The organism is Bradyrhizobium sp. CSA207 (assembly GCF_029051685.1).
Taxonomy (GTDB): domain Bacteria; phylum Pseudomonadota; class Alphaproteobacteria; order Rhizobiales; family Xanthobacteraceae; genus Bradyrhizobium.
The window spans coordinates 38,625-62,265 of the sequence record NZ_JAACFT010000004.1; the positions used below are offsets into that span (position 1 = coordinate 38,625).

The 23,641-nt window shown below is 63.3% G+C and carries 22 protein-coding genes; 9 read left to right on the top strand and 13 right to left on the bottom strand.

Annotation, left to right across the window (positions count from 1 at the left end; translation table 11 throughout):
* The first annotated feature begins 41 nt into the window (after positions 1-41).
* The 4 genes from GWG65_RS05160 to GWG65_RS05175 all read left to right on the top strand — a co-directional run bounded on the left by GWG65_RS05160 (position 42) and on the right by GWG65_RS05175 (position 5,020).
* A complete protein-coding gene (locus GWG65_RS05160) occupies positions 42-983 on the top strand; it encodes a DUF1259 domain-containing protein (protein WP_275194328.1) in 942 nt (313 codons plus the stop codon).
* Positions 984-1,172: 189 nt separating this feature from the next.
* Positions 1,173-1,766 (top strand): hypothetical protein, encoded by a 594-nt coding sequence (locus GWG65_RS05165; protein WP_275194329.1) that lies wholly within the window; start codon positions 1,173-1,175, stop codon positions 1,764-1,766.
* A gap of 29 nt (positions 1,767-1,795) precedes the next feature.
* Positions 1,796-2,296, top strand: a complete 501-nt coding sequence (locus GWG65_RS05170) for a heme-binding protein (protein WP_275194545.1) — start codon at positions 1,796-1,798, stop codon at positions 2,294-2,296.
* A gap of 249 nt (positions 2,297-2,545) precedes the next feature.
* Positions 2,546-5,020, top strand: coding sequence for a family 16 glycoside hydrolase (locus GWG65_RS05175; RefSeq protein ID WP_275194330.1), 2,475 nt, complete (start codon positions 2,546-2,548; stop codon positions 5,018-5,020).
* A gap of 217 nt (positions 5,021-5,237) precedes the next feature.
* Here GWG65_RS05175 and GWG65_RS05180 read toward each other — a convergent pair whose 3' ends face one another.
* The 3 genes from GWG65_RS05180 to GWG65_RS05190 are packed head-to-tail and all read right to left on the bottom strand — an operon-like array spanning position 5,238 to position 8,695.
* A complete protein-coding gene (locus GWG65_RS05180; protein WP_275194331.1) occupies positions 5,238-5,822 on the bottom strand; it encodes a DUF1254 domain-containing protein in 585 nt (194 codons plus the stop codon).
* Positions 5,819-6,397 carry a DUF1214 domain-containing protein gene (locus tag GWG65_RS05185; RefSeq protein WP_275194332.1) on the bottom strand — a complete coding sequence of 193 codons (579 nt, stop codon included), beginning with the start codon at positions 6,395-6,397 and terminating at the stop codon, positions 5,819-5,821. The genes GWG65_RS05180 and GWG65_RS05185 overlap by 4 nt, the downstream gene beginning before the upstream one ends.
* 9 nt (positions 6,398-6,406) lie before the next feature.
* A complete protein-coding gene (locus GWG65_RS05190; protein WP_275194333.1) occupies positions 6,407-8,695 on the bottom strand; it encodes a PBP1A family penicillin-binding protein in 2,289 nt (762 codons plus the stop codon).
* A 293-nt stretch (positions 8,696-8,988) separates the two neighbouring features.
* On the opposite strand from GWG65_RS05190, the gene GWG65_RS05195 reads away from it, so the two are divergent.
* The gene (locus GWG65_RS05195) at positions 8,989-9,504 is read left to right on the top strand and encodes a YcgN family cysteine cluster protein (protein ID WP_275194334.1); all 516 of its coding nucleotides are present in this window, start codon (positions 8,989-8,991) and stop codon (positions 9,502-9,504) included.
* A 157-nt stretch (positions 9,505-9,661) separates the two neighbouring features.
* A complete protein-coding gene (locus GWG65_RS05200; RefSeq protein WP_275194335.1) occupies positions 9,662-11,251 on the top strand; it encodes an MDR family MFS transporter in 1,590 nt (529 codons plus the stop codon).
* A gap of 6 nt (positions 11,252-11,257) precedes the next feature.
* Here GWG65_RS05200 and GWG65_RS05205 read toward each other — a convergent pair whose 3' ends face one another.
* From GWG65_RS05205 to GWG65_RS05230, 6 genes are all read right to left on the bottom strand, one after another.
* A complete protein-coding gene (locus GWG65_RS05205) occupies positions 11,258-13,774 on the bottom strand; it encodes a GAF domain-containing protein (RefSeq protein WP_275194336.1) in 2,517 nt (838 codons plus the stop codon).
* A 109-nt stretch (positions 13,775-13,883) separates the two neighbouring features.
* Positions 13,884-15,539, bottom strand: a complete 1,656-nt coding sequence (locus GWG65_RS05210; RefSeq protein ID WP_275194337.1) for a thiamine pyrophosphate-requiring protein — start codon at positions 15,537-15,539, stop codon at positions 13,884-13,886.
* 159 nt (positions 15,540-15,698) lie between these two features.
* Positions 15,699-16,109, bottom strand: coding sequence for a hypothetical protein (locus GWG65_RS05215; RefSeq protein ID WP_275194338.1), 411 nt, complete (start codon positions 16,107-16,109; stop codon positions 15,699-15,701).
* Between the two features lie 660 nt (positions 16,110-16,769).
* Entirely contained in the window at positions 16,770-16,928 is a 159-nt protein-coding gene (locus GWG65_RS05220) for a hypothetical protein (protein ID WP_275194339.1), read from the bottom strand.
* A gap of 249 nt (positions 16,929-17,177) precedes the next feature.
* Positions 17,178-17,489, bottom strand: coding sequence for a hypothetical protein (locus GWG65_RS05225; protein WP_275194340.1), 312 nt, complete (start codon positions 17,487-17,489; stop codon positions 17,178-17,180).
* 52 nt (positions 17,490-17,541) lie between these two features.
* Positions 17,542-18,042 (bottom strand): alpha/beta hydrolase, encoded by a 501-nt coding sequence (locus GWG65_RS05230; RefSeq protein WP_275194341.1) that lies wholly within the window; start codon positions 18,040-18,042, stop codon positions 17,542-17,544.
* A 368-nt stretch (positions 18,043-18,410) separates the two neighbouring features.
* Between GWG65_RS05230 and GWG65_RS05235 the strand changes: the two genes are divergently transcribed.
* Positions 18,411-18,857, top strand: a complete 447-nt coding sequence (locus tag GWG65_RS05235; RefSeq protein ID WP_275194342.1) for a cache domain-containing protein — start codon at positions 18,411-18,413, stop codon at positions 18,855-18,857.
* A 193-nt stretch (positions 18,858-19,050) separates the two neighbouring features.
* On the opposite strand, the gene GWG65_RS05240 is transcribed toward GWG65_RS05235, so the two are convergent.
* The 4 genes from GWG65_RS05240 to GWG65_RS05255 all read right to left on the bottom strand — a co-directional run bounded on the left by GWG65_RS05240 (position 19,051) and on the right by GWG65_RS05255 (position 22,226).
* Positions 19,051-20,031, bottom strand: a complete 981-nt coding sequence (locus GWG65_RS05240) for an ABC transporter substrate-binding protein (RefSeq protein WP_275194343.1) — start codon at positions 20,029-20,031, stop codon at positions 19,051-19,053.
* A 449-nt stretch (positions 20,032-20,480) separates the two neighbouring features.
* The gene (locus GWG65_RS05245) at positions 20,481-20,645 is read right to left on the bottom strand and encodes a Flp family type IVb pilin (RefSeq protein WP_275194344.1); all 165 of its coding nucleotides are present in this window, start codon (positions 20,643-20,645) and stop codon (positions 20,481-20,483) included.
* Between the two features lie 290 nt (positions 20,646-20,935).
* Positions 20,936-21,172 (bottom strand): hypothetical protein, encoded by a 237-nt coding sequence (locus GWG65_RS05250; RefSeq protein WP_275194345.1) that lies wholly within the window; start codon positions 21,170-21,172, stop codon positions 20,936-20,938.
* Positions 21,173-21,230: 58 nt separating this feature from the next.
* Positions 21,231-22,226 (bottom strand): Ku protein, encoded by a 996-nt coding sequence (locus GWG65_RS05255; protein WP_275194346.1) that lies wholly within the window; start codon positions 22,224-22,226, stop codon positions 21,231-21,233.
* A 248-nt stretch (positions 22,227-22,474) separates the two neighbouring features.
* Between GWG65_RS05255 and GWG65_RS05260 the strand changes: the two genes are divergently transcribed.
* On the top strand, positions 22,475-22,630 hold the full coding sequence (locus GWG65_RS05260; RefSeq protein WP_187435894.1) for a hypothetical protein: 156 nt from the start codon (positions 22,475-22,477) through the stop codon (positions 22,628-22,630).
* 275 nt (positions 22,631-22,905) lie between these two features.
* Complete coding sequence (locus GWG65_RS05265) at positions 22,906-23,580, top strand: response regulator transcription factor (protein ID WP_275194347.1); 675 nt, start codon at positions 22,906-22,908, stop codon at positions 23,578-23,580.
* Positions 23,581-23,641 lie beyond the last annotated feature (61 nt).

Sequence of the window (23,641 nt, forward strand, 5' to 3'; positions counted from 1 at the left end):
TGCCTGAGGATCCCAAATTGAAGTTCAAGGGAGTTAGATCCATGCGAAAGACAATCTCGGCGCTGATAGGCATCGGCGCGTGCTTCTGCGCGACCAGCGCAAGCGTTCAGATCGTGGATTGGCCAGCGTTCGCCGGACTCTTCGTCGCGACCGCTTACGCGCAGGATGATTGGCAGAAGGTCGATGAGACGCTGGGCCGAAAGGCGGCCGTCACCGGCGACGTCCACCGCTACGGCTTTCCCCGCACCGACCTCACGGTGACGCTCGATGGCGTGACCATCAAGCCGGCCCTCGCGCTTGGCGGCTGGGTCGCATTCAAGCCCGCGCATGATGGCGTCATGGCGATGGGCGACCTGGTGCTGCTTGAATCGGAAATCAACCCGGTCATGCTAAAGATGATCGCGAACGGGCTCGACATTACCGCCGTTCACAATCATCTGCTCGGAGCGAGCCCGGCGACATTCTACATGCACGTGGCCGGGCACGGCGATCCCGTGAAGATCGCGGCCGCCATCAGGGATGGGCTTGCCGAAAGCAAAACGCCGCTGTCGGCGGCAGCTCCGGCGGCTCCTCCGCCTGACGTCGATCTCGACACCGCGCAACTCGACCAGATCATCGGCGCCAAGGGGCAGGCCAACGGCGGCGTCTACCAGTTCAACGTTCCCCGCCGCGATCCGGTGATCGAGGAAGGGATGCAGTTGAGCCCCGCCGGTCCGCTGGGCGTCGCAACCGCCATCAACTTTCAACCGACCGGCGGCGGCAAGGCGGCCATCACCGGCGATTTCGTCATGACGAGCGGCGAGGTGAACCCCGTGATCAAGGAACTGCGGTCGCACGGCATCGGCGTGACAGCTCTCCATAGCCACATGCTGGACGAACAGCCGCGCCTCTTCTTCATGCACTTCTGGGCCATCGACGATACAGTCAAGCTCGCCAACGGCTTGCGTACCGCGCTCGACAAGACGGCCAGCACGAAAGGCTGACGACAAGGGCTGCGCGCGATGGTGTTCGTCGAGCCGGAGCGGGGCGAGCCGCGCGCCAAGTCGATCGCCTGAACGTCGATGACAGGACAATTGATGATGTGCACCCCCGCAAGCTTTTCGTCACGACCGTCTGCATGGGCCAGCCTCGCGCTGGCGTCCATGCTGGTTCTGTTAGTGGGAGGGAATGCCGTGGCCGAGACCCTGAATTTTGACAACGCTGCTGCCGGAACATCGCCTGAAGGGTGGACTTTGACGATGACCGGCAAGGGAGAGCCGAGATGGACCGTCGAGACCGAGCCCACGGCGCCAAGCAAGCCGAATGCTCTCAAGCAATCCGGACGGGCGACTTTTCCGGTGGCCATCAAGAGCGATACGTCCATCCGCGACGGCTTCGTTGAGGTGAAATTCAAGGCCGTCGCCGGCTCCGAGGATCGCGCCGCGGGAGTCATCTGGCGCGCGAAGGATGCCGGCAACTACTACGTGGTCCGGGCCAACGCGCTGGAGGACAATGTCGTGCTGTACAAGATGGTGAACGGCGTTCGAACGTCGCTGGCGATCGTGGGACGCAAAGGCGGCTATGGCGTCAGCACGCCGGTGCCGTCCGGGCAATGGCACGTGCTGCGTTGCGACTTCGCAGGAAGTCGGTTCAAGGTGACCTATGACGGAAAGCTGTTATTCGAGGTGGAGGACACCACGATTGCGCAAGCGGGCATGATCGGCCTGTGGACCAAGGCGGATAGCGTGACCCTGTTCGACGATCTGACATATGGTGAGATCAAATAGGCGTTTGGCCGCCTTTGCCGGAGATTGCCATGAATGTTCGATGCCTGTCGGTCTCGATAGCCCTGCTGATTGCGTCCATCTGCCCACTGCGTGCGGAAGAAGACTTGGTCGCCTACAAGTCACTCAGTCCGGAGTTGGCGCTCGAGCTTGCGCGCGCCGCCTTGGGTAGCTGCCGCACCCGTGGATACCAGGTTGCAGTCGCCGTTGTCGATCGCTTCGGCGCCACGCAAGTGATGCTGCGCGATCGCTTTGCGGGCTCCCACACGCCATCGACGGCAGCCGGCAAGGCGTGGACAGCTGCGTCGTTCAAAACCAGCACGACCGAGCTGAATGCGATCAGTCAGCCGGGCATGATGCAGTCGGGCATTCGCAATCTTCCCGGAGCGGTCATCATCGCAGGAGGATTGATCGTCGAAGCAGGCGGCTCTCTGGTCGGAGCGGTCGGCGTGTCCGGAACTCCGGGCGGTGACGCGGACGAAGCGTGCGCAAGAGCCGGAATTGACGCCATACGCGACAAGCTGGAGTTCTGAGGGGGACGTCAAGATCGCGGACCCGCGGGGCCATCGAGCTAAAATCGCGCGGGCGTGTGAACCGGCTCATACAACCGGCCATAGGTTTCTCCTATCTTTTCGATCGCGCCCACGTCGGCAGGGTTATTCGGAACGACTGTCCGTTCGCCCCCTGAGGAACGTCTTCTGGCGCCGTACCGATCGAATAGGACGCGGCCGGATCGAACGCCTCGCGCGCTGCGGCGGTAACACCTCGAAAGGAGCTCTCCCATGCTAGCCTTTCTGCGACAAGATCCTTCCATTCCAGTCGATATGCAAGACACCGAGTTCACGCGGGATCTGCTGGGCAGATACGTGTGCAGCACCTTCGACGAAGCGGTGAACAATGGCGGCAGGCCGTTCGATGTCGTGGTCATCGGCGCGGGGATGTTCGGCGCGTATGTCGCCAGCAAGATTTATCGCGCCGGCGCCGATCAGAACCTGCGGGTACTTCTTCTCGACGCGGGAGGCTATTTTGCCCCGACGCACGTGCAGAACATGCCGCATCTCGGCCTGAATGCGCCGGATACCGCGCTGGTGACTCGCAACGATCAAGATCCACGTGCGCGCAACGGTGTCTGGGGCATTCCCTGGCACAGTAACGAGCCGTTCACCGGACTGGCCTATTGCCCGGGAGGCCGGTCCCTATTCTGGGGAGGCTGGGCGCCGCGGCTCATGCCGGCTGACCTGGCTGCGTGGCCCAAAGACGCGCGCGATTTTCTTACGGCGAATTACCCTGACGTCGAGTTCGAAATCGGCGTTCAGGACAAGGCGGACTACCTGTCGGGTCCGCTCAACACGGCGATCAATGCACAGTTGCAAGCCGTCGCGACAAGCTCCAACCCGATCATGCCTGATGTGACGTTAGACGTCGTTGACGAAGCTCCGATCGCGGTGCAGGCGAGTTCGCCCGGGTCCGGGCTGTTTTCGTTCGACAAGTTCAGCAGCGGACCCGTGCTACTGGAAAGCATCCGAGATGATATCGCCAAGCGCTGGACCTTGAACGACAACTCACGGCGGCGCTTCTTCCTCGTTCCACGGTGCCACGTGATACGGCTACAGAACAGTGGGGGCAGGGTCACGGGCATCGACCTCACCTACAATGGTCAGTTTCGATCGCTGTCCGTTCCGACAAACCTCAGTCCCGATTGCCAGGTCATCCTGGCGGCTGGCACGATCGAATCGACACGGCTGGCAATCGAGTCGTTCCAGGTGACGCGCGGCGCGTATAGCATGGGCGCTAATTTCATGGCGCATCTGCGTACGAATCTTACGGTGCGCGTCAAACGCAGCGCGCTCGGGCTTGGAGCAGCCACAACACTCGAGCAGGGCGGCGCGATCGTGCGTGGCGAGATCACGAATCCGGACGGAAGCAAACGCCGCTATCATATTCAGGTACTCGCATCCGCCGAGAAAGGACAGAATCCGGAAGCGACGATGTGGACCATGGTGCCCGACATCGACCTCTTGCGGAACCTGCTTTCAAACGAGGACCCGGATTGGGTGGCGATCGTCTTTCGCGGCCTCGGGGAGATGGACGGCGACAAGAAAGCCGGACCCGGCGGCGCGACGAGTTTCGTAAACCTCACCAATGCGGCAGATCCGCTTCAAAACGATGGCATGAGCGCGCGTGCGTGGGTCAATTTCACGCCCACGTCAAACGACGACGCGGCATGGAGAAAACTCGCGGCCGCAGCGGTCAAGCTGGCAGGAGGCCTCGCCAAGAGCACAGGCGATGTCCAGTATCTGTACAATGGCGGTTGGCAAAGCGCGCCGCCGCCCGATCCGTTCGCGACCACGAAAGACCAGTTGGGCAACACGCACCACGAAGCGGGCACGCTGTGGATGGGCGATGATCCAGCCACGTCGATTACGGACTCCAGCGGGCGATTCCATCACATCTCGAACGCCTACGTTGCTGGCCCCGCCTTGTTCCCCACCGTCGGCTCGGCGAATCCGTCCTTGACGGGCCTTACGCTCGCGCGTCGGAGCAGCGCGGCCGTCGTTGCGGCATTGGCGCCGACGCCTTTGGCGCGGTTCAAGCCGCTATACGCCGGGAGTTTGGCCGACTGGCAGATGTCGGGAAGTGGAAGCTTCCTGCAGGTGTACGACATTCTTGAGTCCGTTGGCGGGCCTGGCTTGCTCTGGTACACGCGCGAAAGCTTCTCCGACTTCGTGCTTGAATTCGAATGGCAATACGCGAACCGCACGGACAACTCCGGTGTTTTCATCCGCGTGCCCAATCTGAACAGCTCGAATCCGGGCGACTGGATGGCTGCCATCGACCAGAGCTACGAAATCCAGATCGATCCACGTGGATACAACTCCGAAAAGAACATGGAGAACGATCCTTTGCGAAGCACCGGTGCGATCTACAACATCAATGCGCCGACCCGCAGCGATGTTGCGAAAGGCCCGTGGCAGTGGAACACGTTTTTGATCGAAGCGGTCGGGAGCCGCATCAAGGTGACGCTCAACGGCGTCCTGGTGAACGACTTCGCGGATCCTAAGCCCCGGTCTCTTCGGGGACACATCGCGCTGCAAAATCATCACGATGGTTCGAAGGTGCAATTTCGAAACATTCGCATCAAGGCGGTGGTGCCGGGGGTCACCGACCTGCCCCTCCCGAGGTCGCTTAGTCTCTTCACCGCCGCTGGGCTCGCGGTCCCTGACGAGGTCGGTCTCGGCGTGCGAAGCGCGGCGTAAACTGCCAATTCTTCGATGATGGCATTTTGCGCCTGTTTTGCCCGACGAGTCAAAGGACGCAGATGGAATCCTGCGGGGGCGTTTCAGGGGCGCGGGGCTGCGTCCAACCAGCCTTGCCGAGAAATGACGAAGCGAAATGGAATGGCTGCCAAGCACTTAGCTACTGTGCATGGGGTTGTTTTGCAGCTTTTGTTTCAGGCCGCAAAAACGTTCCGCATCACCGCCGGCCGCGCGGAGCTTCGGCCTTGGCCGGCGGCTCGGTCTGCGGCGCGCAGGTGGCAGCCGCCAGCGAGCCCTGCGCCTGCTGCATCAGGCCCGGCTCGGGGGCGAGCGCTTTCATCACGATCAGGCCCGTGGTGCTCGGGGAGTCGATGATCAGGCGGTCGGCCGCGGTGACTTCTTCGTCCTCGGGCAGCTCGTTGTGCTGCGCCTCCGTCATCAGGTCGAGCTCGATCACCTTCCGGCCCGCCGAGCGGTCGTTGATCGCGTAATAGGCGATCTCGTTGCGGGTGTAGAACGACACCGAGGTGTAGGCCTGGCTGACGGGCACGGTGAGCTTGATCGGCCCGCCCGACAGATCGTAGCGGCAGATCGCCAGCGCAAAAGCCGGATCCATGAACGGCATCGGCGAGGTGCTGGGATCGGCAAGCGGAAGCTGGGTGACGCCGTTGAGCTTGGTCATCGGCGTCAGCCGCGAATAGGCGTCCTGCGTCGCGATGCGCGGCAGCGCCAGCACGCTGACGAGATGGACCACGAGGCCGAGGACAATGCCGGCAACGATGGTGAACAGCAGCCGGATCATGAGCAGCCCACCGTCGTGATCGTCGGCATCGGCGCATCGCGCTGGGTGCGCGTCGCAACACCCACCGGCGTGTCGTAGAGCCGAAGCATCAAGGCGTAGCGCTCGATGCCGCCGGTCGGCAGCCAGTTGCCGGCGCGCGAGCGCGAGGCGATGCGGATCTCGAACGAGCCGTCGGACTGGCGCACGATCTCCTGGCTGGTGAAGCCGTAGCGCTGCAGCGAATTGGCGACGAGGTGTCCCTTGCGGTCATAGAGCGTCAGCGTCCAGAACCGCGCCGGCGGCGTCACGCCGGAGACGAGGACATCGCAGCGGCCGTCGAGCGCCTTCCTCTTGTCGTCGGCGGTCGCGGTGAAGGCGACGCCGTCGCCGGTGCCGATCGGCAGCTCGCCGTTGCGCACGATGGTGGCGCGCGAATAGGGATCGACGTCGGCGGTGCCGGTGCGCGGACGGGCCTTCCAGGGGCCGATCGTCAGCGCGCCGATCTCGGTACCGCGCGTCGTCGTCATCCAGGTGGCGCCGACGCCGACGACGGTGGCCAGCAGCAACGCCGTCAATGTGATGAGGATCAGCCGCACGGGATCTTGTCAGTTCTTGCGCGGGGCGGAGGAGTTCGCGTTCTCTTCCGCGTAGTTCTGCGGAAAGGCGAGCGCGCTCGAGGCCGCTGCGGGCCCGCCCGGCTTGGTCGCGTCGTCGGCGGCCGCCTTGGTCGCGGTCCTCGCCGCATCGTCGAGCAGCTTCTCGACGCGCACCAGGATATCGGCGCCGCGCTTGGTCAGCACCGGCGGCGGACCGGGCTTGGTCTCCAGCACCTTCGGCGCCGCATTGGCCTGCGCTGCCATCGGTTGCGGCGGCAGCTTCTGGCCCATGCCGATACCGGGAATCTCCCTGACCTCGACGCCTTGATGGGCGGCGACCATGATGTCGTGCCAGGTCTGCGCCGGCAGCGAGCCGCCGGTCATGCGGTTGGTCGGCGAATAGTCGTCGTTGCCGTACCAGACCGCGCAGGTGAAGTTGCCGGTGTAGCCGACGAACCAGGCGTCGCGATAGGCGTTGGTGGTGCCGGTCTTGCCCGCGGTCGGAATGCCGTCGAGCGCGGCGCGGCGCGCTGTGCCTTCGCTGACGACGTGGCTCATCATGCCGGCCATGTCGGAGGCGACCGAGGCCGGGATTGCCTGCCGCGGCTTCGGACCGTCGCGGTCCCAGCGCCAGACGAGGTCGCCGGCGCCGGTGCGCACCTCCAGCACCGAATGCGGCGTCACCGCGCGGCCCCTGTTGGGGAAGGTCGCGTAGGCCACCGCGTGCTCGAGCACGGTGACTTCGTCCGAGCCGATCGGCAGCGACGGCGTGTCGGGTAGCGGCGCCTTGAGGCCGAAGCGGCGGGCGACCTCGACGATCTTGGCGCGGCCAATCTTGGCCGGGTTGGGTGCTTTCGGCTGTTCCTTCTGGCCGATCGCGATCGACAGCTTCACCGGCACGACGTTGATCGAGCGCGTGATCGCCTGGGTCAGCGTCACTGAACCGGAATAGGAATGGCCATAGTTCTGCGGGCACCAATTGCCGATGCAGACCGGGCCGTCGACCACGATCGAATTGGGCGTAAAACCGTTCAGCAGTGCCGTGGTGTAGACATAGGGTTTGAACGACGAGCCGGGCTGGCGGTAGGCGTCGACAGCGCGGTTGAACTGGCTTGCGCCATAGTCGCGGCCGCCGACCATGGCGCGGATGCCGCCGTCGAGATCGGACACCACGGTTGCGGCCTGCGTCGCATGATAGTCGCGGCCGAACTGGCGCAGCTGGTTCTCGATCGCGTCTTCGGCGGCCTTCTGCACGTTGGTGTCGATCGCGAGGCGGACCACGAAGACGCGTTCGGTGTAGGACTTCGGGAAGGTGTCGACCAGCTTGCGCATCTCGTCGAAGGCGTAGTCGAGGTAATAGTTCGGCGAGGCCTCGTCGCGGCGGTCGACGGCGAAGGCCGGGTTGCGGCGGGCGCCAAACACCTGGCCCTCGGTCATGAAGCCGGCATCGACGAGGTTGTCGAGCACGACGTTGGCACGGGCGCGGGCGGCGGGCAGGTTGATGTGCGGCGCGTATTTGGTCGGCGCCTTGAACAGGCCCGCGAGCATCGCGGCTTCCGCCAGCGTCACGTCGCGCGCGGATTTGTTGAAGTAGAAGTGCGCCGCGCCGTCGACGCCGAAGGTGCCGCCGCCCATATAGGCGCGGTCCAGGTACAGCTTGAGGATCTCGTTCTTGGTCAGGCGCCATTCCAGCCAGACCGCAAGGAAGGCCTCGTTGACCTTGCGCTCGATGGTGCGCTCGTTGCTCAGGAACAGGTTCTTGGCGAGCTGCTGGGTGATCGAGGAGCCGCCCTGGCGGACGCCGCCGGCCTGGGCGTTGGTGACGAGCGCGCGCGCGGTGCCGGCGATGTCGATGCCGAAATGCTCGTAGAAGCGGCGGTCTTCGGTCGCCAGCGTCGCCTTGATCAGCACGTCCGGAAAGTCTTCCAGCGGGATCGAGTCGTTGTGCTTGATGCCGCGGCTGCCGATCGGGTTGCCGTAGCGGTCGAGGAACGTGACCGCGAGGTCGGACTTCTTCAGCCAGTCCTCATCCGCCGTCTCGCGGAAAGCGGGAATAGCCAGAGTGAGCATCAGCATCAGGCCGCCGAGCCCGAGGGTGGCGGCCTCCGACAGCGGCTCAATGAACACCCAGCGCTTCCACCGCCCGACATAGAAGCGGTCCATGAAGGTCGAGTAGCGCTCGTAGAGCTCGCGGATGCCCTTGGCCGAGGAGAACAGCGAGGAGTCGATGCGCGCATCGAGGTCCAGGAAGAAATTCCGGATCCAGGCCTTCCAATGCGGTGGTATGATCTGGCGCACCTAGAACCCTTGAGGCTCGGTTCGAAAGCGTTCAAGCACCCGGCCGGGGCGGCATCGAGACGTCTTGCGGGAATGTTGCGGCAAACCCAAGGCGCCCGGCTCGCGTCCGTGGGGACTTGCTGTTCCTTCTAGCCGAGCGGGGCCTATAAACCAATGGTCAGGCTCGGGATTTTGAACAACAGGCCTAATTGACCCCGGGGCATTACGGGCCTTACAGGGGCGCTGCTTGCGGCTTCATGGCCGCACGCCCTAGATGGCGTTACCACTAGCTCTTTCGAACCTTGTTGAGGCGCATGACCGCAGCTCGCAAACGACCTTCAGACCAGGAAGGATTCTTCTGGAAAACCAAGACGTTGGAAGAGATGTCGGGGCCCGAATGGGAAAGCCTGTGCGACGGCTGCGGGCGCTGCTGCCTGAACAAGCTAGAGGATGAGGACACCGGGCAGATCTATTTCACCCATGTCGGCTGCAAGCTGCTCGATGGGGCGACCTGCGGCTGCAAGGACTACCCGAATCGCTCCGACAAGGTTCCGGACTGCGTTCGCCTGACCCCGGCAAATGTCCGCACCCTGAACTGGCTGCCGCCGAGCTGCGGCTACAAGCTCGTCGCGGAGGGGCGCGATCTCTATTGGTGGCACCCGCTGGTGTCCGGCGATCCCAACACGGTGCACGAGGCCGGCGTCTCCGTGCGCGGACGGGTCGAGGGCAGCGAGGTGGAGATTCCGGACGACGAGCTCGAGAACCACATCGTGCAATGGCCGGCGCAGCTGCCGAAGCGGGCGCGCCTGAAGCGGCGTCCGAAGGTGTGACGCGTCATTCCTCCTCGGGTCACGTCTTCGCGATGACCCCAGGGCGGGATGCTCCCATGCGCCGTGGTGCCTGCCTGAGAAGGACTTTGCTGTTTAGGTTGTCCGAATAGAACGAATCCTTCGTGGCATTGCGCCGCAACCCCGACGTCCGATCGAAATGAACAAATTCGAACGGCAGAGCCGTCAATCTGCCGACGCCCAGACATTGCCCGACGATATCGCCGAAGAGCTGTCCCGCCTTCCGACCGAGGTCTTGAGCGTCGATGACGCGCCGTCCATCGCGCCGCCGGCGCCGCTGACCTCGGACGAGGTCCGCACCATCGTCATCAGCCTGATGCTGACGATGTTCCTGGCGGCGCTGGATCAGACCATCGTCGCGACCGCGCTGCCGACCATCGGGCGCCAGTTCAACGACGTATCCAATCTCTCCTGGGTCATCACGGCCTATCTGCTCGCCTCGACCGCGGTCGCGCCGGTGTTCGGAACCCTGAGCGACATCTACGGCCGCCGCGTCATGATCATCATCTCGCTCAGCCTGTTCGTCGCCGGCTCGGTACTGTGCGCGGTCGCGCCGAACATGCCGATGCTGATCCTGGCGCGCGGGCTCCAGGGCCTCGGCGGCGGCGGCATCATGCCGGTGGTTCAAACCGTGATCTCCGACGTCGTCAGCCCACGCGAGCGCGGCCAGTACCAGGCTTATTTCTCCAGCGTCTGGATGGTCGGCGGCATCCTCGGGCCCGTTATCGGCGGCGTGTTTGCCGAGCATCTGCACTGGTCGATGATCTTCTGGATCAACCTGCCGCTCGCCGCCGCGGCGATCGCGATGCTGCTGCCGAAGATGAAGAAGATCCCGGTGTTCCACCGCAAGCGCAAGGTCGATTGGCTCGGCGGTGTGCTGCTGATGGCCTCGGCCGTGGTGTTCATGCTGGTGCTGACCTGGGGCGGCACGCGTTATCCGTGGCTGTCGCCGACCGTTCTGTCGATGGTGGGCGGCGCCGTCGCGCTCGCGGTCACCTTCGTCTGGCACGCGCGCCGGGCGGACGAGCCGTTCCTGCCGCTGCCGCTGCTCGGCGGCAAGGTCGCGCCGTTCGCGTTGACCGCCGGCGGCTGCGGGCTCGGCGCGATCACCGGTCTCACCGTGCAGCTCCCGCTTTACTACGAGGCGGTCTATCACCTCAGCGCCAGCGAGGCGGGGCTTGCGTTGATACCGCTCGCTGCGGTCTCGACCTGCGGCGCGGCGATCGCCGGCCGCACCATGGCGCGCGCCAGGCACTACAAGCGCGTCGCCATCATCGGCACGTCATGGGCCGCGATTTGCGCACTGGGCCTCACGCTCACCACGCTGCCGCTGTGGGGGCTCTTGACCTTGATGGCCGCGTTCGCGCTCGGGCTTGGCACGACCTTCCCGGTCTGCGTGGTCTCGCTGCAGAATTCGGTCGCCCGTCCGCAAGTCGGCACCATCACCGGCGCAATGAACTTCTTCCGCTCGCTGATGTCCTCCTTCACGGTCGCAGCCTTCGCCGCCATCCTGCTGATCGCGCTCGGCGCCGACGTTCCGCTCGCCGGCGAGCATCATGCCGCTGGCGCCGTCAATGCGATTCCCGCCGACGACATGCGGCACGCCTTCCGCTACGTCTTCGCTGCCGCCACCGCGCTGATGACCACCGCCGCACTCTGCCTGATCGCGATGGAGGAGCGACCGCTCGCCGGCCCCTCCACGGCGCAATCCGTCGAGATGGCGGAGTAGGGACCGCTAGTCGCGGGCGCCGTCTGAAAAACTGCTCTTCCGCGGCAAGCGGATGATGAACTCGGTGAACTCGCCGGGGCGCGTAGCGACGTCGATGGTGCCGCCGTGCTGCTTGACGATGATGTCGTGGCTGATGGAGAGGCCGAGGCCCGTGCCTTCGCCGGCGGGTTTCGTCGTGAAGAAGGGATTGAACATCTTCTCTTTCACGTCGGGCGCAATGCCGGCGCCGTTGTCGCGGATGCGGATCTCGACTTCCGCGCCGCGGTCGCGCGTCGCGGCGCTGAGCGTCGGCGCGACGCCTTCGCGGTGGCCCCGCCTTTCCAGCGCGTAGAAGCCGTTCGAGATCAGGTTCAACAGCACCCGCGTGATCTCCTGCGGAAACAGTTCGGCCGTGCCGGCATTCGGATCGAGCTCACGCGCGAGCGTGACGTCGAACTGCGGCCTCTCGGCCCGCGCACCGTGATAGGCGAGGTCGAGGCTCTCCTCGACCAGGGCGTTGATGTCGGTCAGCCGATGCTCGCCCGCGCCCTCGCGCGAATGCAACAGCATGTTCTTGACGATCGAGTCGGCGCGCCGGCCGTGTTGCACGACCTTGCCGAGATTGTCCTTCAGTAGTCCCGTCAGCTCGTCGACCTCCGCGCGCACATCGTCAGCGAGCGGGACGGGCGCAAGCGCCTCGTTCAGCTCGTCCGTCAGCTCGGCGGAGAGCGATGCAAAATTGTTGACGAAGTTGAGCGGGTTCTTGATCTCATGCGCGATGCCGGCGGTGAGCTGGCCGAGCGAAGCCAGCTTCTCGGTCTGGATCAACCGGTCCTGCGCGGCGCGCAGATCATCGAGTGATTTGGCAAGCTCCCTGGTGCGGTCCTGCACCTCGTTGAACAGCCGGGTGTTCTCGATGGCGATCACGGCCTGGTCGGCAAAGGTCCTGAGCAGGCTGATCGCCTTGTCCGGGAAAGGACCGGGCTCCCGCCGTGTGACGCCGATGGTGCCGATCGCAACGCCATCGCGCAACATCGGAACCACGAGGATGCTGCGATAGCCCCTTGTCCGCGCCAGCTCCTTCATCGCGTCCGTGAGGTCGGCTTCGGTCTGCATGTCGCTGCGGAATGCGAACGCTCCGGTCGTCGCCACCCGGCTGTGAATGCCGGCTGCGGACAGCGGCGTCGGGAATGAGCCGATCAGATCGGCGTTGCCGGCCTCGTTGTCGGTGGTGAAGGCCGCCAGGTGCAGCATGCCGTCGATGACGCGGGTGACGGCGGAGGAGTGTCCGCCGACCAGTGCCTTGGCGCTGTCGGAGATCGCCTGGAACACCGGCGTCACATCCGAGGGCGAGGCGGCGATCACCTTGAGGATGTCGGCGGTCGCGGTTTGCCGCTCCAGCGCTTCCCTGGTCGCGTTGAACAGGCTGACGTTCTTGATCGCGATCACGGCCTGGTCGGCGAAGGTCTGGAGCAGCCGGACATGGTGCTCGCCGAATTCGCCGGTCGCCCGCCGCGTGGCGATGATGATTCCGATGGCTTCGCCCTCGCTCATCAAGGGCGCGAACAGCATGCTGCGATAGCCGCGGGCGCGCGCGATGTCGCGCGCGGCCGGCTCGAGCTCGGTGTCGGGCAGTTGCGCCGCCATGCCGCTCGCCACCAGCCCATACGGCGGGAACCGGGCGAACGGCACCGGGAACGAAGCCTGGAGCACGCGGTCGCCGGCAGGATCCGTCGGCGTGAACGCCGCCAGATGCGCGGCGCCGTCGACATAGCGAAGCACCGCCGTGGAAAAGCCGCCGATCAGCCGGTTGGCATTGGCGGCGATGGCATCGAACACTGGCTGCACGTCGGACGGCGAGCCCGCCATCACCTTCAAAATATCGGCCGTAGCGGTCTGGCGCTCCAGTGCCTCCTGCGTCTCGTTGACCAGCCGCGCATTCTCGATCGCGATCACGGCCTGGTCGGCGAAGGTCTGGAGCAGTTGCACGTGATCGGATGCAAACGCGCCGGGCTCGGCGCGTGTGACGCTGATCATGCCGACCGCCGTGCCCCGGTTCATCAGCGGCATGAACAGGACGCTGCGGAAGCCGCGCAGTCGCGCCAGATTCCGGTTCAGCTCCGGGACGTCATCGGCTTCGCTGTCGGGAAACTGGATCGTCTCGCCGCCACGAACCAGCGCGAAGGTCGGAAACTCAGCGATCCGCCGCGGGAACGACGCCTTCAGTCCCGCATCCGCCTCCGGGCTGGTCGGCGTGTACGCGACCAAATGCAGCTCTTCGCCTATGAATTGAAGCACGGTGGCCGAGAAACCGCCGAGCAGACGTTTCGAGCTGGACGCAATGGCAGCGAATACCGGGCGGGCATCGGAGGGAGAGGCGGCGATGGTGCGCAGGATTTCGGCGCTCGCGCCCTGGCGGTCACGCGCAGTCGCAAGCTCGCTCTTGAGCTGCGCATTCTCGGCCGTGCCGAACTGCAATTGCCGTTCGAGCTCGTCGATCCTGCGCATCAGCTCGGCTGCGGTGTCCTCGGAAAGCGTGGTCATCGATCATCCGGTGCGGCCGGGAGCCAGTCCCACGGCCGCGCCTTTAGCGCCAAAAGCCCGCCCGGCCAAGGATCAAGTACAACACTGGCGTAGCGGGATCAAATATGCCTCACGTGCCCGGCCGCGACACCTCCGTCTCCTTGCTGGTGATGAACTCCAGCAGCACCGGCACGCCGTCCTGCGTCTTCTGGATGCCACGCTTGATCGCGGGGACGATGTCCTCAGGCTTCGTCACCCGTTCGCCATAGCCGCCGAAGGCACGCGCCATCGCGGCATAATCGCCGGAAATGTCGGTCGAGCGATATTTCTCGGTCGAGACCGGCATCACCTTCAGCTCGATCGCCATGGAGAAATTGTTGAGCAGGATCGACATGATTGGGATGCGCTCGCGCACCGCGGTCTCGAAATCCATCCCGGTGAAGCCGATCGCCGCATCGCCCCAGACATTGATGCAGAGCTTGTCGGGTTTTGCGAGCTTGGCGCCCATCGCAAGGCCGAGGCCGTAGCCGAGCTGCGTCGTCTTGCCCCAGCCGAGATAGGAGAGCGGCTCGACCGCCTTCCAGAACGGCGAGAGCTGGTCGCGCGGGCTGCCGGCATCATGGGTGATGATGGTGTTGCGAATGTCGACGGTGTGCTGAAGGTCCCACAGCACGCGATAGGGGCTCAAGGGCGCGTCATTACTGGTGAGTTTTGGCATCCACTTTGTCAGCCACTCCTTGTGCAAGGCCGCGATTTCGGCGGCAACCGCGGAGGCATAGCGATTTGACGTCACGGTCTTGCCGATCTCCTCCAGCAGCGCGTCGAGCACGAGGCCAGCATCGCCGACAAGGCCGATTCTAGCCTCCACATCCTTGTTGAGATGGTTCGGATCGAGCGTGGAGTGGATGATGGTCTTGCCCTTCGGCATCGCGATGCCGAAGCTGGTCTCGGTGAAGGAGCAGCCGATGCCGAAGATGACGTCGGCCTCGGCGAGAAACTTGGGCACCGCGCGCGGCACCGCAAGCCCGCCGGAGCCGAGCGAGAGCGGATGGGTTTCCGGGAACGATGATTTGCCGCCCAAGCTGGTGGTGACGGGAATGGCCAGCCGCTCCGCAAGCTGCTTCAGTTGCGGCCAGGCCTGCGCGTAGTGCACGCCTTGGCCGGCATAGATCACGGGACGCTTGGCGTTGACGAGCAAGGCAGCTGCTTCCTTCACATGCACGGGGTCGGCGCCATAGCGGGTGCGCAGCACCGGCCTGTAGGTCAGCGGCTCCGGCACCTCCTCGTTCCACATGTCGGCGGGGATTTCGACAATGACGGGGCCGCCGCGGCCGTTCTTCAGTTTTGTGAAGGCGCGGCGGAAGATGTTGGCGACTTCGGCGGCCAGGATGATCGGCTCGGATGATTTGGCAAACGCCTTCATCACCTCGCTGGAATTGAAGTTCGGCTCGATATGCGAGAGCCGGCGCTGATAGCCCATCGGCAACACCAGCACGGGCACGGATTCGCCAAAGCACTGCGCGACCCCGCCCATCGCGTTCTCGGCGCCGGGCCCATGCTGCATGCAGAACGCGCCGATGCTGCGCCCCGAGGTCACGCGCGAGATCGCATCCGCCATGTGGATTCCGACGCGCTCCTGGCGCACCATGACGGGCCGGATCTCGGCGCTCGCCGCATGTTCGATCAAATGGTTGACGGGATAACCGCAGAGGATCTCGATCCCCTCGCGCTTCATGATTTCCGCAATGGCGGTGCCGAGCTTCATGGCGTCTCTCTCCCTGGGCAAGCCGGTTGGTCCGGCGATTGAGGAGAGAGGATCAGGAAATTGGAGAGGCGTAAAGCAGGGGCACGTGAGGGCTGCGGTAGGTCAGGTATGCAGCGCGAGCGTTCAGCGGCTCAGACTTGCCAGCCGTAGGTCGGCCTTGGCCAACGGGTGAAAAACGTCCTACTTGCAGTTTTTGCAGATCGTCAGCTTACGTTTCAATGCCTCATCTTCCTGATCGATCGATTGCTGCGCGGTGGTGCCATTCGTATCCAGATCGGGCTTTGAGCCCCTTGCTGCGCGTGCCCTCATCGGTCGCTTCGGCTGATCTGGCGTGTCATCGTCTTCGACGGTGCCGACGCTAAAGCCATCGTAGTCGGCGGTAGGATTCGGCAACGATGGAGGTCCGCTGGTGGCCGGTGTCGACGGCACTCTGTCGGACGCTGCAGGGGAATTTTTGGTGCCCGCTTGTGGTGATGCTTTGGGCGGAGCAAGCGAAACCGGCGGAGCGACTGAAGCCTGTCCTCTCGCGCTGTCCTGCAAACAGACGCCAACAAACACAAAGCCAAAGGCCAGGAGCGTCGCGCTCTTCATCCGCATCCTTCGAACAGGTTGGTTCCGCGATTTATAGCATGGCTCTCTGAGCCATGCTGGATTGAAAATATCCAGCATCCACATGGAGATCAAATGGGGGAGCGGATTAAGCGGGATGGTCGCGGCCATAGGATGGGTAGAGCGAAGCGAAACCCATCAAAGACTGGACAATCTGTTCGTTTTTCACGTGATGGGTTTTCGCTTTGCTCTACCCATCCTACGAGCTAGCCCACCAAGACCAGTGCGAGCAGGCCTGATCCTAGCACGCGACGCCGGCCACGGTTACGGCCAGAAAAGCGAGCGATGTGAATTCTTCGCGCATGGGCGTCACCACGCCCCGACCATCACCAAAGTGGCGATACTCAACAGCGAGCAACAGAGGATGATTGCTGGAGCGACGAAAGCCTGATGCCACCGCATTGTTGCCTCTCCCAACCAGAACAGCCGCAGCGACAGCTAGCTCGGCGATGTTTTCCCGCGACTTCGTGGTCGCAGGAAAGCGGCTTCAATCCGAAGGTCGATTGTTTCGTTCCGCGCCGCTGACGAAGTCTCTTCACGGGTTCGCGAGCGGAAAAGTCAACACCGCACTCCGGACACCCGGGAGTGACGGCTCGGCTCGGACAACCCGAACCGCAGCGAGGGCGGCTAATTTGCAGGAGTTCAAAACAAAGCGGCGCTCAGAGCCTGTCTGTAGATCATTGCGGCCACAAGTGAGAGCAGTAAGCCCGCTCCCGAGAAGATCACGAGTACTTTTACGGTTTCAACGTCAACGTTGGTTCTCGTCGCGCGGGATATCGCCTTTGCCAATGCAGCCATCATCGCCGGCTCCAAAGCAAGCCGCGCGGAGGCGAGGCCTTACTTCATCTAGCGTGACCGCGCGCGTTTGCGTGTGAAGCAGATTACAGGTGATGTTGCGGCAGCCGCGTGCCCGATCAGGTGGTTGGCGGGGTAACCGCAGAGATCTCGATCCCCTCACGGGATAACTTTTCGCTTGGAGCTGGATCCCGGATTTTGTTGCGCTTCACGATCAGACGATGCCGGGCTGCCTATGGCATCGAGCGATGCTCGTTATTTCCCCATCTTCGCGAAATCGACGATTTCGCTGCCAAGACGGGCGTCCGCCGTGTTGATCGAATACACCTCTGACATATGACTATGCTGCGGCAACATGACCGCGCGCATGCATCCGCTCGCCCGCGCGCAACTTGCGCGCTTTAACATGTCGAACTGCTGCGCGAACCCAGCGGGGTCGAGTTCTGCGGCTACCGTCATCAGCGGTATCGTTGTCGTCAGCAAACCTGGCAGTGAGGACTGCTCGGCGTAGCATGCGGGATCGGCACCGTAGTAGACTTGGTAGCCGCTGTCCGAAGTCGCCGGCATATCGTATATGCCCGACACAAGGATCGCCCCGGCAAGGCCACCGCCTTTCACCTTATGTAATTCGGGGGCGGGCCACATAGTCAGCGACGTGCGCGGCGCCAGTCGAATGGCCCATCAGATAGATGCGTGCCGGATCGCCGCCGGGTGTCGCGATTTGGTCTGAGACCCACTGAACCGCTGCGGCCACGTCTTCGGCGCCTGCCGGCCAGACGGCCTGCGGCGCGAGGCGATACGTGGTGTTGACGCCGATATAGCCATTCTTGACCGCCCACAGCATGATGTTGTCGTTGAACGGGCCGCCCGGGATGCGCCTGTTGCCTCGCACGAAGGCCCCGCCGTGAACGAAGATCAGCACGGGCCGCGGGGACGAAGCTGCCGCTGGCATGAAGATGTCGAGCAGATTGCGGTCGGCGGCGCCATACTTGGCGTCGCGCTCGACCTTGACGTCCCGGTAGGGCTCCTGCGCCTGCAGCGGCGCGTAGAGCCGGCCGGTTCGCGGCGGATCGATGACGCGGCCGATGTCCTGCAGCTTGGCGGCGATCTCGGCGGGCATGGGGCTTTGCTGGGCACCCGCGGCCTGGGCCGCGGCGACGACAAACCAAACGGCAAGTACTGACTTTGACAATGCCACTACTGAAATCCATTTTCCTCTTATTCGATCATCATGACCGATCGCGAGTCCAATTGATACCGCTCCTGGGTTGCGGCATCACGCGACCGGCCGCAAAAACTTTACGCTTTAGGCATGCAGCAAGGCATGTTCTAAGACAGGAACGTGCATCGCCACGAGTTGATTGCGTGATTGAATGGCTCCAGTCCGGTTGGCGTCTTCGGGAGCGGGCCGATGCCGTTTGTGCGACACGCTACGAGATATTGTCGTGATTGATTGCCGCTAATTCGACCATTTGGAGTCAGGACATTATGAGTAAGTTCTTTGTTGTGGGCGCCCTTGCGCTCGCATCCATGCAAACAGCGATTGCTCAGCAGCAATACGGCAACGCGGTTGAGGCTCGCGCAATGCTGGAAAGGGTTGTCGCCGGCATCAAGGCAGATCCTGGCGAGACGATCTCCCAGATCAACAAGGGCGACCCAAAGTTCAGCGACAGGGATCTGTACCCTACATGTGCCGGCCCGGACGGCAGAATGGTTGCAAATCCGAATCCGGCCCGCCTGGGCATCGTTCAAAAGGATAGCAAGGACGCCTCAGGCAAGCCCTACGGCGAGGAATTGGCCAGGGCCCAGGAAGGCGTCGTCTCCGAAGTCAGCTATTTGTCGCCGCGTCCGGGCGCGGACAAAACCCCCGTCCAGAAAATCGCATTTGTTACAAAAATCTCGGGCTACATCTGCCTGGTCGGGTACGCGCCCTGATGGCGTTCAAACGTGCAGGCCGTCAAGGCTCGCGGGCCGTTGCGCTGGCGTAGCCGGTTGGGGCGAAGCGTGATCCCGGATCATGGGCGTCGCCTGCAGTCAGATCCGATCCAGAAGGAGATCTCCGCGTTTCGCTCGGAAAGCGGATGTTGAAACCGCTCACCCGAAATATCGGGACTAGACCATAAGCATTCTATTCGATGACTTCATTGGCGCGCGCGAGCAGTGACGTCGGCACGGTGATGCCGAGCGCATGGGCGGTCTCGAGGTTGACGATCAGCTGAAGCGCGGTGGATTGTATCACCGGCAGATCAGCCGGCTTCTCACCCTTCAGGATCCGACCGGTGTAAGTACCAGCCAGACGGTACACATCTTCAACACTCCCGCCATAGCTCACCAGCCCTCCGGCCTCGGCGTACTCACGTCGGTCGAAAATCGTGGAAATTGCATAGCGTTTCGTCAGATCGACGAGTTGAGCGCGTCGGCTGAACAGAAACGCATCCGTGTCGACGAGAAGAGCGCCAGTCCGTCGTTCAGCCAGTTGTGCAAGGGCTGCATCGATTTCGCTTTCGGTTGATGCGCCCACCGTTTCGAGTTGCAATCCCATCGTGCGAGCCGCGGCTTCCAGCGCTCTGGACTGCGTCTTGGCATTGGGATTGACGGGATTGACGAGCGCGGCAACGACGCTCGCGGTCGGGACCAGCTCATGCAGCAATTCCAGCCGCTTCGAAACCACTTCCACATTCAACGTGACCGCACCCGTCACGTTGCCCCCCGGTCGATCCAGGCTGGCAACGAGACCCAGTTCGACCGGGTCGCTGCTGGTCGTAAAGACGATGGGAATTCGCGTGGTCGCCTTCTTTGCGACGAGGTTGGCAGGAGTGCTTGTCGCGACGATAACGGCCACGCGCCGGTCAACCAGATCAGCAGCCAATGCTTGCAAACGCTCGTAGTGCCCCTCCGCCCATCGGTACTCGATCGCGACGTTCTGGCCCTCAATGTAGCCGGTTTCGGCCAGCCCACGGCGAAATGCCGCGACGAAGTGGCCATATCCTTGCGGCGACGTACCATTGATGAATCCAATAACCGGAATCGTCGGATGCTGCGCCCATGCTGCAAGCGGCCACGCGGCAGCGGCGCTTCCGACTAACGAGACGAACTCGCGCCGCTTCATTGGATCATCCCTTCGGGGAGTGCCTGTGGCATTGGTACAGCACCCTGCGCCGATAAACCAGAGAGTGAAATAGCTTTACAATGAAAGCCGCATCTGCCCCGGGCCTAAGCAATCCGCTTGAGGTCGGCTCGACGAGATCGCGACGCGGCGAGGGCGGCTCGCAAGGATCATCGTCGCATTTTGGCGGAAAGCCGGCCCGTCGGGCAAAACAGCGCCCGCGCGTCAAACCCGCACGCGGCGACTTCGGGTGCCAGCCGGCGCCCGGCCTTCGCTCTCTTCCCAAAAAGAGGGCAGAGAAAAGTGCAAAGCTCAGGCGAAACAAGTCGCGAGAATGCGGGGGTATGTCTGCTGTTGAAACGCGAATCCAAAGAGGCGGGCGCTCACTTCCCGCGCTCCTATTCGGCTCGTGGCGGAATCGGCGAACTAGGACGGGTAGCCCGGGCCTGTCGCTACTTCATCGCCGTACTGATCGAGTTGAACTTGTTGTTGAGGAGCGCGCTCCCGGTGTTGTTCACGATCGTAACGATGGCAAGTGCGATGCCGGCGGCGATCAACCCATACTCGATAGCGGTGGCACCATTCTCATCGGCAAGGAAAGACCTGAGCAAACGCATTGCCAACTCCTTTTCATCCGATCGAATGTACGATTGCGTCGTTTTCGAAGTCGTATATCGGTCGATTAAATTTTGCGCGCGTCAAAAAGAAACAGGTTCAGTCGAACTCGCCTGCTACATAGGGTGACACTCATTAAGTTAATGTTTCCCCAGCCGATCCAAATGGACTTAAATCGGCAAACCCTCGCGACATATCGCTTGAGAATCCATCGTGCTGAACATGAAGCTGCCGCTTAACGGATTGTTGAGGCTGTTCGTCAACGGGTCGGCAAGGATACCTTGCTTGGCTCTCATCCACGCCGGCCGTCCGCGTTCAGCGCCCGCAACATCGCGATGCGCGCAAACAGCAGCCAGCCCCCGCCGGCCTCGGCTGCATTGATCAAGGTCTCGATGGCGGTCTGCCAGTGCGCTTCGTGCTGCGCGTCCTCGGGCAGGTGCATGATGTAGTCGGCCGCCTGCTGAAGCGTGAGCAGCTTGCGCCCGTTGCGCAGGGGGACGGGATCGTCGAATGGCGCCGACCAGGGCATGTCAGGCGCGCCGTTCCGTCAACGGTGTCACGACGCGCTTCGCCTCCGAGCCGTTGCGCTATCCGGCCTTCTTGGCTCGTGCCGGCGCGCGCACCGGCTTGTCGGCCTTCTTCGGTGTTTCCTTGGGCGTTTGCCTCGCTGCGGCGGCTTCCTTGCCCTTGCCGGCGATCGGCAACAGCATCTCGCGCTGGCCTTCGACGCGCTTCTTCGGCTTCTTGCCCTTGGCGAGCTTGGCGTCGTTCCTGGCCTCGTTTCTGGCCGCGGGAGCTGCGTCCTTCTCGTTCGCGATGCTCTTCTTCAGCGCGTCCATCAGATTGATGACGTTGCCGCCGGTCTTCGGCGCCGACTTGGCCGCGATCGGTGCGCCGCTGCGCTTCTTGTTGATGAGGTCGATCAGCGCAGTCTCGTAGTGATCCTCGAACAGCTCGGGCGCGAACGCGCCGGATTTCTTCTCGACGATGTGCTTGGCGAGGTCGAGCATGTCCTTTGTCAGTTTCACGTCCTGGATGTCGTCGAAATATTCCGTCTCGCTGCGCACCTCGTAGGGGTAGCGCAGCAGCGTGCCCATCAGGCCGCTCTCGAGCGGCTCCAGCGCGATGATGTGCTCGCGGTTGGTCAGCACCACGCGTCCGATCGCCACCTTGTTCATGCTGCGGATGGTCTCGCGGATCACCGCATAGGCATCGTGGCCGACCTTGCCGTCCGGCACGAGATAATAGGGGCGGATCAGATAGCGGTTGTCGATATCCGTTTTCGGCACGAACTCGTCGATCTCGATCGTGTGGGTCGAGTCCAGCGCGATTTCGTCGAGCTCGTCCTTGCTGACCTCGATATAGGTGTCGGTGTCGACCTTGTAGCCCTTGACGATGTCCTCGGAGGTCACCTCGTCACCGGTCTCGGCGTCGACCTTGAGGTACTTGATCCGGTGTCCCGTCTTGCGGTTGATCTGGTTGAACGAGACCTTCTCGGTATCCGAAGTGGCCGGATAGAGCGCGACCGGGCAGGTCACGAGCGAGAGACGCAGAAAACCCTTCCAATTGGCGCGGGGGGCCATGGGCTACTCCAAACGCAACAGGGACAACGTACGACAATACCATCGGGGAACTGCGAATCATAGCAAGCGCCGGGACGGAATCTGGCAACTGCGTTAACCGCCGGCCGCGGCATCCGTTGCCTCTTCCGCAATGCGCACCCCGCAGGGCTCTTTCCGGAACATCGCTCCTGATCGGGCGTTGCCCCGGCAGCTATTTTGCCGCGAGACGTCGCGGCAATCGGAGGCGATAGCCTGAGATTGAGGTCACCATGGCAACCACGCGAGAGCAACGTCAGATCGTCGAAACGCCGACCGAGGCGCGCCAGGGCGAACCGGGACCTTCGGTGGCGGCGCTGCTCGCCATCTCGACGGGCCTCGCGATCCTGATCCTCGCCGTCGTCTGGTTCGTGTTCTTCCGGACCTGACGGCCAAGTCGCCGGGCCAAGTCTCCGGCTAAGTCCCGGGCCAGGTCGACGTTCGGACCTTCCGACTCGCCGCGCGACGCGGCACATTACGCCCGCCGTGCCCCAAGATCCGTCGAGGGGCCCGGCGGGCGCAGCCGGTTCGGCGTGCGAATAGTATATGTCCAAAAAGTAACGTAAGCCGGTTCCCCGCGTTCATATTCAGTTCACGCCAGAATTGCTCATCTCTGGCGGTCCATCATGCGGCCTATTCTTGCAGAATATCTTTGGAGAGAAGCGTGCGCCTGCTCGTTGTCGAGGATGACCCCGATCTCAATCGCCAGCTCACCAAGGCGCTGACCGACGCCGGCTATGTGGTCGATCGCGCCTTCGACGGGGAGGAGGGGCATTATCTCGGCGACAACGAGCCGTATGACGCCGTGGTGCTCGACATTGGCTTGCCGAAGAAGGACGGCATCTCGGTGCTCGAGGCTTGGCGCCGCAATGGCCGCACCATGCCGGTCCTGATCCTCACTGCGCGCGACCGCTGGAGCGACAAGGTCCAGGGGTTCGACGCCGGCGCCGACGACTACGTTGCAAAGCCGTTCCATCTGGAGGAGGTGCTGGCGCGCATCCGCGCCCTGCTGCGCCGCTCGACCGGCCATGCCCAGAGCGAACTCAGCTGCGGCCCGGTCACGCTCGACACCAGGACCGGCCGGGTCAGCGTCTCCGGCAATCCCGTGAAGATGACCTCGCACGAATATCGGCTTCTGGCCTACCTGATGCACCATTCGGGGCGCGTCGTCTCCCGCACCGAGCTGGTCGAGCATCTCTACGACCAGGACTTCGATCGCGACTCCAACACCATCGAAGTCTTTGTCGGCCGCATCCGCAAGAAGCTCGACGTTGACATCATCCAGACCGTCCGCGGCCTCGGCTATCTCCTGACCCCGCCGGCAGCGCCCGGCGCTTGAGGCGTTGGGGCTTGACGGGCGGCCGGACACGGGGCCTTGGTCGGGTGATGATGGCCGACGA

What these genes read in the sequence shown, in the direction of transcription:
- GWG65_RS05160 (WP_275194328.1), top strand. Translation starts at nt 42, where the DNA reads ATGCGAAAGACAATCTCGGCGCTGATAGGCATCGGCGCGTGCTTCTGC.
- GWG65_RS05170 (WP_275194545.1), top strand. Translation starts at nt 1,796, where the DNA reads ATGAATGTTCGATGCCTGTCGGTCTCGATAGCCCTGCTGATTGCGTCC.
- GWG65_RS05175 (WP_275194330.1), top strand. Translation starts at nt 2,546, where the DNA reads ATGCTAGCCTTTCTGCGACAAGATCCTTCCATTCCAGTCGATATGCAA.
- GWG65_RS05180 (WP_275194331.1), bottom strand. Translation starts at nt 5,822, where the DNA reads ATGATCCGGCTGCTGTTCACCATCGTTGCCGGCATTGTCCTCGGCCTC.
- GWG65_RS05195 (WP_275194334.1), top strand. Translation starts at nt 8,989, where the DNA reads ATGACCGCAGCTCGCAAACGACCTTCAGACCAGGAAGGATTCTTCTGG.
- GWG65_RS05200 (WP_275194335.1), top strand. Translation starts at nt 9,662, where the DNA reads ATGAACAAATTCGAACGGCAGAGCCGTCAATCTGCCGACGCCCAGACA.
- GWG65_RS05205 (WP_275194336.1), bottom strand. Translation starts at nt 13,774, where the DNA reads ATGACCACGCTTTCCGAGGACACCGCAGCCGAGCTGATGCGCAGGATC.
- GWG65_RS05215 (WP_275194338.1), bottom strand. Translation starts at nt 16,109, where the DNA reads ATGAAGAGCGCGACGCTCCTGGCCTTTGGCTTTGTGTTTGTTGGCGTC.
- GWG65_RS05220 (WP_275194339.1), bottom strand. Translation starts at nt 16,928, where the DNA reads ATGATGGCTGCATTGGCAAAGGCGATATCCCGCGCGACGAGAACCAAC.
- GWG65_RS05225 (WP_275194340.1), bottom strand. Translation starts at nt 17,489, where the DNA reads ATGCCGGCGACTTCGGACAGCGGCTACCAAGTCTACTACGGTGCCGAT.
- GWG65_RS05230 (WP_275194341.1), bottom strand. Translation starts at nt 18,042, where the DNA reads ATGCCCGCCGAGATCGCCGCCAAGCTGCAGGACATCGGCCGCGTCATC.
- GWG65_RS05235 (WP_275194342.1), top strand. Translation starts at nt 18,411, where the DNA reads ATGAGTAAGTTCTTTGTTGTGGGCGCCCTTGCGCTCGCATCCATGCAA.
- GWG65_RS05240 (WP_275194343.1), bottom strand. Translation starts at nt 20,031, where the DNA reads ATGAAGCGGCGCGAGTTCGTCTCGTTAGTCGGAAGCGCCGCTGCCGCG.
- GWG65_RS05245 (WP_275194344.1), bottom strand. Translation starts at nt 20,645, where the DNA reads ATGCGTTTGCTCAGGTCTTTCCTTGCCGATGAGAATGGTGCCACCGCT.
- GWG65_RS05250 (WP_275194345.1), bottom strand. Translation starts at nt 21,172, where the DNA reads ATGCCCTGGTCGGCGCCATTCGACGATCCCGTCCCCCTGCGCAACGGG.
- GWG65_RS05255 (WP_275194346.1), bottom strand. Translation starts at nt 22,226, where the DNA reads ATGGCCCCCCGCGCCAATTGGAAGGGTTTTCTGCGTCTCTCGCTCGTG.
- GWG65_RS05260 (WP_187435894.1), top strand. Translation starts at nt 22,475, where the DNA reads ATGGCAACCACGCGAGAGCAACGTCAGATCGTCGAAACGCCGACCGAG.